Origin of the sequence: Plantibacter sp. 2H11-2, assembly GCF_050031945.1 — a bacterium.
Taxonomy (GTDB): Bacteria; Actinomycetota; Actinomycetes; order Actinomycetales; family Microbacteriaceae; genus Plantibacter; species Plantibacter auratus.
Genome location: NZ_JBNBBL010000011.1, coordinates 22,684 through 34,784, shown reverse-complemented (window position 1 = coordinate 34,784; position 12,101 = coordinate 22,684). Strand labels below are relative to the sequence as shown.

The window sequence follows — 12,101 nt, the reverse complement described above, 5'->3', positions numbered from 1 at the left end:
GGTCGAGACCGGCGAGGGGCTGCGTCGTGCGAAGCGTGATCAGGAAGCGGCAGGCTCCTCGTCGGAGACCCACAGCTCGTCGTCTGCGCGGAACGTCTGCCAGACGGCGTAGGCGACACCGGCAGCGGCGAGGACGCCGAGGCCGATCGCGATGACGGTACCGGCGCTCGCGCCCTTCTTGGCGGGCAGCACCTGCTCGGGCACGTGGAGGCGACGGAGAGCCGCCTGCACGCGGGTGTCCTTGGCGATGTCGCCGATGCTCAGCACCGTACCGACGACGCCGCCGACAGCGGGGACGACGCCATCCGAGATGCCCTTGCGCACGCCGTCGACGGCGTTGCGGGAGACCTTGATCCCCCGGTCGACCGTCGGGACGACGCGGTGCTCGTAGGTGTCGCGAACGACGGGGACCACCTGCTCCTTCGAGAAGTTCCCGAGCTGACGGCTCACCTCACGAGCGACTTCGTTGGCGTGGTTCAGGACATCCTGCTGGGAGTCCCAGAGGTCGGCAGCGGAACCCTTGAGCTTCTTGAGCTCTTTCCGGCGCTTGCGTGACAGGCTCATGTGGTCATCTCCAATGATCGCGGCAACAACGTAACCTCCATCTTGCCACTTAGACCCCTGGATACCATCCGAGAGTCCCGAACCCTTGTGCAAGAATTGGGAGTATGTCAAAGCACACCGCAGTCGCCACGTTGCACACCAACCACGGTGAGATCAAGGTCAACCTCTTCGGGGACCACGCTCCCAAGACGGTCAAGAACTTCACCGACCTGGCGACCGGCGGGCGCGAGTGGACGGACTCGAAGACGGGCCAGACCCGGAACGACGCGCTGTACAGCGACCTGATCTTCCACCGCATCATCCCCGCGTTCATGATCCAGGGCGGCGACCCGCTCGGAACCGGCACCGGTGGCCCGGGCTACAACTTCGACGACGAGATCCACCCGGAGCTCAACTTCGACGAGCCCTACATCCTCGCCATGGCGAACGCCGGCAAGCGCCGCAACGCCATCACGGGCGCCGTTGAGGGCACGAACGGTTCGCAGTTCTTCATCACGACCGTTCCCACGCAGTGGCTCCAGGGCAAGCACACCATCTTCGGTGAGGTCGCCGACGCCGAGTCCCGCGCGGTCGTCGACGCCATCCAGGCCGTCCCGACCGGTGCCGGCGACAAGCCGATCGAGCCCGTCGTCCTCGAGAGCGTCACCATCTCCGAGGCCTAGACCCCGCTCGGAGGACAGACCGTGACCCTGCCCCGGGATCCGTCGGCCAACTTCTGCTATCGCCACCCCGACCGACAGAGCTTCGTGCTTTGCCAGCGTTGCGGTCGGACCATCTGTGGAGAGTGCCAGACGCCCGGGGCAGTCGGTTTCATCTGTCCGGAGGACATGAAGGCGCAACGACAGAGCGCCCCTCGCAACCGTCTCGGCGCGAGGATCAGCAACTCCTCCCCCATCGTCACGTACGCGATCATCGCCGTGACGGCGTTCGTGTTCCTGCTGCAGTGGATTCCCGGGCTCGGCGTCACGAACGCGCTCCTCTACGCCGGCGTGTACTCCGATCCGTCGTACGGCGCCCTCCAGCCCTGGCGGATGCTGACCGCCGTGTTCGTGCACTCGCAGGGGTTCATCTTCCACATCCTGCTGAACATGTACACGCTCTGGATCTTCGGCCGGATCCTCGAGACCATGCTCGGGCACTGGCGGTTCCTCGCGCTCTACCTGGTCGCCGGGTTCGCCGGTTCGGTCGGCGTCCTGTTCCTCGCCGACCCGAGGACGGCCGTCGTCGGCGCCTCGGGCGCGATCTTCGGTCTCCTCGGGGCGTTCCTCGTCATCCAGCGACGCATGGGTGCCGACACCCGTGGGCTGCTGGTGCTCCTGGGCATCAACCTTGTCATCGGCTTCATCCCCGGCGTGAACATCGCCTGGCAGGCCCACCTGGGCGGGCTCGTCGGCGGCGCCCTCATCGGCCTCATCCTCGTCAACACCCGTAAGCGCACTCAGCAGCCACTCCAGGCAGTCCTGATCGGCGCCTTGAGCGTCGTCCTCGTGGGCGCCAGCCTGCTTCCCGCGCTGCTCTGAGCGGGACTGCACTTCGACAGGCTCAGTGACCGGGTTCGGCTCGGCGACCGGATTCGGCTCGGCGACCGGGCTCGGCTCGGCGACCGGGTTCGGCTCGGCGACCCGCGTCGACCAGTGGTGCGCTCGGCCGAACCGCAACCATGCAGGAGACGTTGAAGGTTGCGTGAGTTATCCACAGAGTTATGAACACTGGGGATAATTACACCGGTGTGGTTCCCCGTGTTTCCGGGACTCCTGCCGGTTCTCCACACCGGCATGTGGATAACTCGGAAGTTCTCCACATTCCTGTGGAGAACTTCGTCACGACGGATGCCCGGTACACGAAACAGCGGGCCGTCCGAGAGGACGACCCGCTGTGCACGACGTGAAGTGAGTGAGGCTAGCGCCACCTGGTAGTCATGAGGAAGCCGATGAAGGCGATGCCGAAGCCGACGAGGATGTTCCACGGGCCGAGCGACTGGATCGGGAGCAGCGTGCCGCTCAGGTAGTAGACGACGATCCAGGCGAGGCCGAGGAGCATGAAGCCGAACATGACCGGCTTGAACCAGACCGCGTTCGGTGCGGGTTCGCCGCTCGTCTGCTCGGGTTCGCGGGACGGTTTGCTTCGTGACTTCGTGCGTGCCATGCCGACATTCTACCTGTTCACCCCAATCGGTGCCTTGGGGATCAGCCGATCCCGAGTTCTTCTCGGTAGAATCCATGCGTGACCGACGACCTACCTTCGCGAGCGAGCGCACGCGCCGCTGAGCGCAGAGCGCCGTCGAAGCACCGCATCAGCGTCTTCGGGGTGGCCGGCGAGCTGCTCATCACCGCAGGCATGGTCGTCCTGCTGTTCCTCGCCTGGCAGCTCTGGTGGAACGACATGATCATGGCCGGCAGCCAGGCGAACGCCGCGTCGAGCCAGTCGCAGGAGTGGATCAAGAACGCCGAGACCGCTCCGGCACCCGAACCGACCGTGGATGCAACCGGCGTGCCGAACTACGGTGAGCCGCCCGTCACCGCCCGCCCCGCTCCGGGCGACCCGTTCGCGGTGCTCTACGTTCCGCGGTACGGCGCCGACTACCGCCGCGTCGTGGCAGAGGGTGTCGACACCGCGACCGTCCTCAACAGCTTCGACCTCGGCGTCGGTCACTACCCGAGCACCCAGATGCCCGGAGAGGTCGGCAACTTCGTCGTCGCCGGTCACCGCAAGGCCTATGGCGGCGCGATGACCCTGATCAGCGACCTGCAGATCGGCGACAAGGTCTACGTCCAGACGGCCGACGGCTACTACACCTACGTGTTCCGGAACATCACCTACGTGTTGCCCACCCAGGTGGACGTCCTCAATCCTGTCCCCCAGGTCGACGGTGTCGCACCGACGCAGCGCATCCTCACCCTGACCACCTGCAACCCGCTCTATTCGACGGCGGAACGCAGTATCGCTTACGCGGTGTACGAGTCCTGGCAGCCGCTGTCCGCCGGGCCGCCCGCCGAGATCGCCGCGTCCGTCGCGGCCGCTGGAGGCTGACGATGTACGGCGCACTCTGGAGGGTCCTGCCCGGACCCGTCTGGCTGAGGATCATCATCCTCGTCGTCCTGTTCGTGGCGGTCGTGGCCGCACTCTTCACCTGGGTGTTCCCCTACGTGGACTCGTTCATCGTCGATCAGAATGTGACCGTCGGAAACGAATGACCCGCGTCCTGGTCGTCGACAACTACGACAGCTTCGTCTACACGCTGAACGGGTACGTCGAACAACTGGGTGCAGAGACCGTCGTCGTGCAGAACGACGGCGTCGCGCTCGACGACCTCGAGCAGCGGATCCTCGGGTTCGACGGCGTACTCGTCTCACCCGGACCCGGTCGGCCCGCTGACGCCGGGATCTCGCTGGCCACCGTGCGCGCGGCGTACCGAACCGGGACGCCACTCCTCGGAGTGTGCCTCGGCCACCAGGCGATCGCCGAGGCGTTCGGAGCGACCGTGCACACCGCCGACGAGCTGATGCACGGACAGAGTTCGCTCGTGGAACACGACGGCAGTGTCTTGTACCGGGGTATTCCGCAGCAGTTCAACGCCACCCGGTACCACTCGCTCGCCGTCGTCGACGGCAGCGTGCCCGAGGAGCTCGTCGTGACGAGCCGGACGACCAGCGGCGTCATCATGGGGCTCCGTCACCGTGACGCCCCGATCCACGGCGTGCAGTTCCATCCGGAGTCGGTGCTCTCCGAGGGCGGCTACCAGCTCCTGGCGAACTGGCTCGAGACGACCGGGCTCACCGGTGCGAATGAGCGGGCACGAGGGCTCAGCCCGCTCATGACCCGGTAGGCCCTTCGACAGGCTCAGGGATCGGTGAGCGAGCTCAGGGACCGGAGAGCCTGCCGGCGCAGCCTACGGACCGGTGCAGTAGGTGAGCGTGATGACGGACTTCTGGGGGATGTCGCCTGGTGCGGGAGACATGGCCGTGACCGGGTCGCCGGCGACCGCCTTACACGTCGCGTCGGCCTGCGGCTGCACGGTGAACTGCCTCGTCGCGTCCTGCAGGTAGTTCGTCGCGTCGAGAAGCGGCTGCCCGACGACGTCGGTCAGCGTCACGTTTCCGCTGGAGACGACGAGGTTCACTGTGGACCCCTGGTCGACGGAGGTACCCGCTCCGGGATCCATCCGCAGCACGACACCTGCCGGCACGGTCGGCGAGTTCTCCCGGGTCACCGAGCCTTGCGTGAGGCCCGCAGCGGCGACCGCAGCCCACGCGGCCTCCGAGGATTGGTTGACGACGTCGGGGACCTCGACCTGAGCACGGCCGGTCGACACGTAGACCTTGATCTGCGTGTTCTTGGTCACCGTGGTGCCGCCGGGCGGGTCGGTGCGGATGACGTGACCCGCCTTGTAGTCGCTGCTCGCCTCGTCGAACTTGGTGGGGACGAGCTCGAGCTGTTCGATCGTGCTGTTCGCGCTCTCCCAGGTGGCGTCGACGAGGTCCGGGACCTCTCTGGAGTCCGTGGAGATGCTCGTCGCGGGCGGAAGCTGGACCACCCAGAACACGAGCGAGAAGAGGATGACGGCGATGCCGGCGATGGCGGCCCAGATCCAGACCACCGGTGGCCGGCGCTGGGTGCGTGTCACGGTGTCGTCCGAGGTGAGCTGACGGATCGCCTGCTCGGTGCTGGACGCCGCCGTCGGCGATGGACCGAACAGCGAGTCGTGATCGTCGCGACGGACCGGCACATGGCCGGCTCCGGCTTCGTCGAGATCCTCTCGGAACTCGACAGCGCTCTGGTACCGCTCGAAGCGATCCTTTGCGAGGGCTCGGAGGACGACCTGGTCGAGCGCCGGCGACACCTTCGGGTTGATAGAGCTCGGCTTCACCGGGCGCTCGCTCACGTGCTGGTACGCGACCGCGACGGCGGTATCGCCGCGGAAGGGCGCCTTGCCGGTCAGCATCTCGAAGAGGACGACGCCGGTGGAGTAGAGGTCTGTCCGCGCGTCGACCGTCTCGCCCTTGGCCTGCTCGGGCGAGAAGTACGCAGCCGTGCCGAGGATGGCGGTCGTCTGGGCGACCGTCGTGGACGAATCGGAGACGGCCCGTGCGATGCCGAAGTCGGTGACCTTGACGTCGCCGGCCGTGGTGATCATGACGTTGCCCGGCTTGATGTCGCGGTGCACGACGCCGGCTCGGTGGGAGTACTCCAGCGCGGTGAGGATGCTGTGCGCGATGCGCACCGCCTCTTCGGACTCAACGGGACCCTCGGCGATGAGGTCCTTGAGCATGCGCCCTTCGACGTACTCCATGACGATGAACGGCTCGATGAGGTCGTGCCCCGAGCCGTCCTTCACCCGCTCCTCGCCGGCGTCGTACACGCGGACGATCGTGGGGTGCGCCATCCGTGAGGCGGCCTGCGCCTCCTGACGGAAACGGGAGCGGAATGCGGGGTCGGTGGCAAGCGTGGACTTCAGGACCTTGATGGCGACGGTGCGACCGAGCTTGGTGTCCACGCCGCGGAAGACGTTGGACATGCCCCCGCGACCGATGAGGTCGCCGACGACGTATCGGCCTGCGAGCAGGCGTTGATCGTCAGCCACGTACCACCCCTGAATTCGCTTGGAGGACAAACACTAACAGCTTACCCGGGCACCTTCCGAGTGCTCTCAGGGATGACCCTGAGAGCACTCGTCGCGGCATCGGCCTACTGCCCCTTGATGACGTTGATCGACTCGGAGGACGGCGATCCGGAGGAGGTACCCGTGCTGCAGCGGACCGCGTACGAGACCGAGAGCGTGCCCACCGCGTCGACCGTGATGGTACCCGTCGTGGTGTTCGCATCGAACTGGCCCGAGGAGTTGTTCTGGAAGTACCCGCCCGAGACGGCGACGGTGTAGCCGAGGAAGTCGGCCCCGGTCGGGCAGGCGTTCTGCACGGCGAGCCAGTCGACCTTGATCGAAGTCGAGGTCGCGTCCTTCGGGATGACGAGCGAGCCGTCCTCCAGCACCGACTTGTCGAGCTTCGGTGCCTCGGTCGGCGGGTTGATGACCGCGATCTCGTCGTAGACGGTCAGCGTGATGGCCGAACCGGTCTTGACGTTGCCCGTGGGGTTCACGTCGTAGACGGTGTTGACCTGTTCCGGCGTCGTGGCCGGGTCGCCGACGTTCTTCGACACGCTGAAGTTGTACGGCGGCGCGCTGAAGATCGTGTTGAGTTCGTCGAAGGACCGGCCCTGGAGGTCGCTCAGGTTGATCGGGAACACCGTGGGCGTGGGCGTGGGCGTCGGTGTGGGCGTCGGGGTCTTCGTCGGCTTCGGCGTCGTGGACGTCGTGGCCGACGGAGTCGTACCTCCCGCGTCGTTCCCCTGGTTCGCGAACACGGCGATCAGCGAACCGACCAGCACGATGACGAGCAGGGCGACGAGACCGATGAGCGGCCAGGTCCACTTGCTGCGCTTCTTCTTCTCGCCCTCGCCCTCGACGTCGTCCTCGAGCTGGTCCGCTTCGGCGGCGGACAGCAACTGCGTGGTCGCGTCGTCGGCCGCGGGCATCCGGCGGGTCTGGTCCATCACGGTGGTCGCGGCGTCGCCGGCCCCACCGAGGATCATCGGCACGGCTGCGGCCGCGGCGTTGAGATCGCCTCGACGGAGCGCCTGGGCGGCGCGCGCGACGTGGGCGGACGATGCCGGACGGTCGACCGGGTTCTTCGCGATCATCGACATGACGAACCGGCGGACCGGCCCGGCGATCGTGACGGGGAGCTCGGGCGGCTGCTCGTTGATCTGGGCCATCGCGATGGCGACCTGCGACTCGCCCGTGAACGGACGGCGTCCGGCGAGACATTCGTACGCGACGATGCCGAGCGAGTAGATGTCCGTCGACGGTGAGGCGGGGTGCCCGCTCGCCTGCTCGGGCGAGAGATACTGCACGGTGCCCATGACCTGACCGGTGGCCGTGAGCGGCACCTGGTCGGCGATACGGGCGATGCCGAAGTCGGTGATCTTGACGCGGCCGTCCGGCGTGATGAGCAGGTTGCCCGGCTTGATGTCACGGTGGACGAGGCCCGCGGCGTGTGCGGCCTGGAGTGCCGACGAGGTCTGCGCGACGATGTCGAGCACCTTGTCGGTGGGCAGGACACGCTCGCGCTCGAGCACGGTGGACAGGGCCTCACCGGGCACGAGTTCCATGACGAGGAACGCGCTGCCGTCCTCCTCGCCGTAGTCGAAGACGTTGGCGATGCCCTCGTGGTTCACGAGTGCGGCGTGCCGCGCCTCGGCACGGAACCGCTCGAGGAACCCGGGGTCCCCCATGTACTCGTCCTTGAGGATCTTGATGGCGATGGTCCGGCCGATGACCAGGTCAGTGGCCTGCCACACCTCGCCCATGCCACCGATCGCAATGCGAGATTGCAGTTCGTAGCGACCTCCGAAGGTCAGCCCGGCTGTCGGTCTCATTTGTTCAGCACCGCCTCTAGTACTTTCTTCGCGATCGGCGCGGCCACGAGGTTGCCGTAACCGTCCTGTCCGAGTCCACCGCCATCTTCAACAACGACCGCCACGGCGACCTTCGGGTCGTCCGCAGGCGCGAAACCGGTGAACCACAGCGTGTACGGATCGTCGGATCCGTTCTGTGCCGTGCCTGTCTTTCCAGCCACATCGACCCCATCTATTCTTGCATTAGTCGCAGCACCGCTCTGGACGCCCTGGACCATGATGTCCGTGATCTGCTTGGCCACCGAACTCGAGATCGGCTGCGACAGCTGCGCCGGTTCGAACTCCTTGAGGACGCTCAGATCGGGGTTCACGACACGGTTCACCAGCTGCGGGTTGCAGACGATGCCACCGTTCGCGATGCCGGCCGAGACCATGGCCATCTGGAGTGCCGAGGCCCGCACGGTGTACTGCCCGAAGGCTGCCATGGCGGTCTGGTCGTCGCTCAGCGCGTTCGGGAAGGTGCTCGGCTGCATCGGCATGGGGTTGAGTCCCGTTCCGGTGATGTTCACGTCCATGTTGAAGCCGAAGCTCTGCGCCATGTCGCGGATCTTCTCGTAGCCGAGTTCGACGCCGAGTTCCGCGAGCGGGATGTTGCAGCTGAGCTCGACGGCTGTCGCGATGGACACCGTCGCGCCGCCGCCGCAGCTTCCGCCCTCGGAGTTGCGGATGACGGTGCTCGTCCCGGGGAGCGTGTAGGTGGACGGGTTCGGGAACTCGGACTCCGGCGTGTAGTCACCCGAGGCGAACGCCGCGGCCGCGGTGACGAGCTTGAAGGTGGAACCGGGCGGATCGAGGTCGCCGTCGACGCCCTTGTTGAGGAGCGGCTGGCGGTCGTCGTCGTCGAGCGTGCGGTAGGCGTCGAGCACGGCCGCGTTGTCGTGGCTGGCCAGGACGTTCGGGTCGTAGCCGGGGCTCGACACCGAGGCGAGGATCTTGCCCGTCTTCGGCTCGATGGCGACGATCGCGCCCTCCTGGTCGCCGAGCGCGTCGAAGGCGGCCTGCTGCACGACGGGGTCCAGGGTGACCTCGACCGCCGCACCCTTCGGAGCCTGGCCGGAGATGAGCCGGTTGATGGAGTCGAGGAACTGGGAGTTCGACGTACCGCTCAGGTACTCGTTCGTCGCGAGTTCGAGACCGGACGAGCCCTGGGTGGGCGAGAAGTAGCCGGTGACGGGCGCGTACAACGGGCCGTTCGCGTAGACGCGCTGGTACTTGTATTCGTCGTCACTGGCGACGGACGAGGCGATGGCGGTCCCGTCCGTGAGCAGGATGGGACCCCGCTCCGTCCGGTAGCTGTCGTAGAGGGTCCGCGTGTTGCGACCGTCGGCGTTGAGGGTGTCGGCCTGGAACATCTGGATGATCGTGGTCGACCCGAAGAGCGCCAGGAACATCGCCAGGACGACGATGCTCACCCGCTTGAGTTCGCGATTCATGAGACCACCGCCTTGGGTTGGGTTCGGACCGTGTCGGAGATGCGGAGCAGGACGGCGATGATGATCCAGTTCGCGACGAGCGACGACCCGCCGGCCGCCAGGAAGGGTGTGGTGAGCCCCGTGAGCGGGATGATGCGGGTCACGCCGCCGACGACGACGAAGACCTGCAGCGCGACGGTGAACGCCAGGCCGATCGAGAGGAGCTTGCCGAAGTCGTCGGTGCCGGCGTAGCCGACTCGGAAGCCCCGCGAGACGAGCAGCAGGTAGAGCGCGAAGATCGCGAAGAGGCCGGCCAGACCGAGCTCTTCACCGAGGCTGGCGATGATGTAGTCGCTCTGCGGGACGGGCGTGATCTCGGGCATGCCCTGGCCGAGCCCGGTGCCCAGCAGTCCGCCGTGGGCGAGGCCGAAGATGCCCTGCACGAGCTGGTAGCTGCCGCCGTCGCGGTCGAAGACCTCCGGGTTGAAGGCGTCCCACCAGTTGTGGAAACGACCGGCGACGTAGGAGAGGGTCTGGCCGGCGATGAACGCACCGGCGAAGAACATCGTCAGGCCGATGATGATCCAGCTGGCGCGGCTCGTCGCGACGTACAGCATGACGAGGAACATGCCGAAGTAGAGCAGACCGGTTCCGAGGTCGCGCTGGAAGACGATCACGCCCATCGCCATCGCCCAGACCACGAGGATCGGGCCGAGGTCGCGCAGACGGGGGAACTGGATCCCGAGGAACTTCTTGCCGACCATCGAGAGGCTGTCGCGCGTGCGCACGAGATAACCGGCGAAGAAGACCGCGAGAGCGATCTTCGCGATCTCGCCGGGCTGGAAGGTGACCGCGTCGCCGATGCCGATCCAGACGCGGGCGCCGTTGACCTCCCGACCGATGCCCGGCAGCAGGGGCAGCAGGAGGAGGACGAAGGCGAAGAGGCCGGCGATGTACGTGTACTTGAAGAGCACGCGGTGGTTGCGGATGATCAGGACCACGGCGATGGCCCCGGCGATCGCGATCGCACTCCACACCATCTGTCGGACCGCGGCGCTCGCCCAACCGGAGTCGCCGAGGGCGATGTCGATCCGGTAGATCTCAGCGATGCCGACGCCGCCGAGCACGGTGGCGATCGGTAACAGGAAGGGGTCGGCCTCCGCCGCGGTGTAGCGCAGCACGATGTGGAAGGCGAGGACCAGGAGTGACAGGCCCGAGCCGAAGGTGATCAGGGCGAAGTCGAGGTGCCCGAGGGCGCCGAGCTGCACGAGCATGACCGCGACCGCGTTGATGGCGAACGCGAAGATGAGGAGCGCGAGCTCCAGGTTGCGGAGCTTCTTCGGCAGCCGGAGTCGGCGCATCGTCTTGATGACGCCGGTGTCGGCTTGGATGGGGGCTGCGACGTCACTGGTCATCGGTCACCCGCAATCGCTTCACGATGTCGAGGGCCTCGGTGAACGAGGACGCGCTGATGGTCTGGTCGACCGCCTGGCGGTCGAAGTCGGAGAGCGAGCCGAGCGGGATGCCGGTGTCCTCCTTGACGTTCGAGAGTTTGATGGGGCCGACGTCCTGCTGGATGCCCTGGTAGATGACCACCGTGTCGTCGTCGCCGCCGACGAAGTAGCGGGTCTGGGTCCACGCGTACCCGAGCACGACACCACCGACGATCGCGACGATGACCACGATGAGACCGACGAGCCAGGTGATGCGCCGACGTCTCGCGCGGCGCTCGTCCTCCTCGATGAGCTCGTCGAGGTAATCCTCGGAGGCGGGCTCGAAGTGCGAGTTGCCGAGCGAGGTGACCCGCCCCGGGTGCAGCCAGCTGTTGGGGATGAGCGACGGCTTCTTCACCGACGGGGTGAGCGCGAAGGCCACGGGCTTCGAGGCCGAACCGACGACGACGGGCTCACCATCACTCACCGGCTCGTCGACGATGTCGACGACCACGACGGTGACGTTGTCCGGTGCACCGCGGTCCAGGCTCTGCCGGACGAGCTTCTCGGCAGTGCGCTGCGCCGACAGCTGCTCGGTGAGGGTCGCCGTGATGTGCGTCTCGTCGACCACGCCCGAGAGACCGTCCGAGCAGAGGATCCAGCGGTCACCCGGCTGCGTTCCGAGCGTCATCGTGTCGATCTCGGGGGAGGCGTCGACGTCGCCGAGGACGCGCATCAGCACCGATCGGCGGGGATGGACCATCGCTTCCTCGGCCGTGATCCGGCCGGAGTCCACGAGACGCTGGACGAACGTGTGGTCGACCGTGATCTGGCTGAGCTCGCCCTCACGGAAGAGGTAGATCCGGGAGTCGCCGATGTGGGCGATGGCGACCTCGTTGCCGATGACCGCGAGCGCGGAGACCGTGGTGCCCATGCCGGTCAGCTCGCGGTGCTTCGAGACCGTGTCGCCCAGGATGGAGTTCGCCGCGAGGATCGCGGACTGGAGCGTCGCCTCAGCGGCCTCGGAGGACGGGTACGGCTCGTCGGCCTCGATGATGCGGTTGAGTGCCATCGCCGAGGCGACGTCACCGCCGGCGTGGCCGCCCATGCCGTCGGCGACGACGAACAGGTGGTGCCCGGAGTAGCCGGAATCCTGGTTGTTTGAGCGCACTTTACCCACGTGGGAGAGCGCTGCGCCGGCGCCGCTGGTCGTCACCGG

At 66.8% G+C, this 12,101-nt stretch carries 12 protein-coding genes; 5 read left to right on the top strand and 7 right to left on the bottom strand.

What is annotated here, in order from left to right:
* Window positions 1-39: 39 nt before the first annotated feature.
* Window positions 40-564 (bottom strand): hypothetical protein, encoded by a 525-nt coding sequence (locus ACQG07_RS17620; RefSeq protein WP_079704327.1) that lies wholly within the window; start codon window positions 562-564, stop codon window positions 40-42.
* 104 nt (window positions 565-668) lie between these two features.
* Here ACQG07_RS17620 and ACQG07_RS17615 point away from each other — a divergent pair, with 104 nt between their 5' ends.
* Together ACQG07_RS17615 and ACQG07_RS17610 are read left to right on the top strand one after the other, a co-directional pair.
* The gene (locus ACQG07_RS17615; RefSeq protein WP_064294028.1) at window positions 669-1,226 is read left to right on the top strand and encodes a peptidylprolyl isomerase; all 558 of its coding nucleotides are present in this window, start codon (window positions 669-671) and stop codon (window positions 1,224-1,226) included.
* 165 nt (window positions 1,227-1,391) lie between these two features.
* The gene (locus ACQG07_RS17610) at window positions 1,392-2,084 is read left to right on the top strand and encodes a rhomboid family intramembrane serine protease (RefSeq protein WP_274498870.1); all 693 of its coding nucleotides are present in this window, start codon (window positions 1,392-1,394) and stop codon (window positions 2,082-2,084) included.
* 379 nt (window positions 2,085-2,463) lie between these two features.
* Here the strand turns inward: ACQG07_RS17610 and ACQG07_RS17605 are convergent, their stop codons facing one another.
* Complete coding sequence (locus ACQG07_RS17605) at window positions 2,464-2,709, bottom strand: cell division protein CrgA (RefSeq protein WP_064294026.1); 246 nt, start codon at window positions 2,707-2,709, stop codon at window positions 2,464-2,466.
* A 78-nt stretch (window positions 2,710-2,787) separates the two neighbouring features.
* On the opposite strand from ACQG07_RS17605, the gene ACQG07_RS17600 reads away from it, so the two are divergent.
* The 3 genes from ACQG07_RS17600 to ACQG07_RS17590 are packed head-to-tail and all read left to right on the top strand — an operon-like array spanning window position 2,788 to window position 4,390.
* Window positions 2,788-3,594 carry a class E sortase gene (locus ACQG07_RS17600; protein WP_426738987.1) on the top strand — a complete coding sequence of 269 codons (807 nt, stop codon included), beginning with the start codon at window positions 2,788-2,790 and terminating at the stop codon, window positions 3,592-3,594.
* Between the two features lie 2 nt (window positions 3,595-3,596).
* Window positions 3,597-3,758 (top strand): hypothetical protein, encoded by a 162-nt coding sequence (locus ACQG07_RS17595; protein ID WP_164486886.1) that lies wholly within the window; start codon window positions 3,597-3,599, stop codon window positions 3,756-3,758.
* Window positions 3,755-4,390, top strand: coding sequence for an anthranilate synthase component II (locus ACQG07_RS17590; RefSeq protein WP_426738986.1), 636 nt, complete (start codon window positions 3,755-3,757; stop codon window positions 4,388-4,390). Before ACQG07_RS17595 ends, ACQG07_RS17590 begins: the two co-directional genes overlap by 4 nt.
* Before the next feature lie 63 nt (window positions 4,391-4,453).
* Here ACQG07_RS17590 and pknB read toward each other — a convergent pair whose 3' ends face one another.
* From pknB to ACQG07_RS17565, 5 genes are all read right to left on the bottom strand, one after another.
* Window positions 4,454-6,145 (bottom strand): Stk1 family PASTA domain-containing Ser/Thr kinase, encoded by a 1,692-nt coding sequence (gene pknB, locus ACQG07_RS17585; RefSeq protein WP_192004005.1) that lies wholly within the window; start codon window positions 6,143-6,145, stop codon window positions 4,454-4,456.
* 104 nt (window positions 6,146-6,249) lie between these two features.
* Window positions 6,250-7,998, bottom strand: coding sequence for a protein kinase domain-containing protein (locus ACQG07_RS17580; protein ID WP_426738985.1), 1,749 nt, complete (start codon window positions 7,996-7,998; stop codon window positions 6,250-6,252).
* Window positions 7,995-9,470 (bottom strand): peptidoglycan D,D-transpeptidase FtsI family protein, encoded by a 1,476-nt coding sequence (locus ACQG07_RS17575; RefSeq protein WP_192004007.1) that lies wholly within the window; start codon window positions 9,468-9,470, stop codon window positions 7,995-7,997. Before ACQG07_RS17575 ends, ACQG07_RS17580 begins: the two co-directional genes overlap by 4 nt.
* Window positions 9,467-10,864, bottom strand: a complete 1,398-nt coding sequence (locus ACQG07_RS17570; RefSeq protein WP_079704333.1) for an FtsW/RodA/SpoVE family cell cycle protein — start codon at window positions 10,862-10,864, stop codon at window positions 9,467-9,469. The genes ACQG07_RS17575 and ACQG07_RS17570 overlap by 4 nt, the downstream gene beginning before the upstream one ends.
* Window positions 10,854-12,098, bottom strand: a complete 1,245-nt coding sequence (locus tag ACQG07_RS17565; RefSeq protein ID WP_229939185.1) for a Stp1/IreP family PP2C-type Ser/Thr phosphatase — start codon at window positions 12,096-12,098, stop codon at window positions 10,854-10,856. Before ACQG07_RS17565 ends, ACQG07_RS17570 begins: the two co-directional genes overlap by 11 nt.
* Window positions 12,099-12,101: the final 3 nt, after the last annotated feature.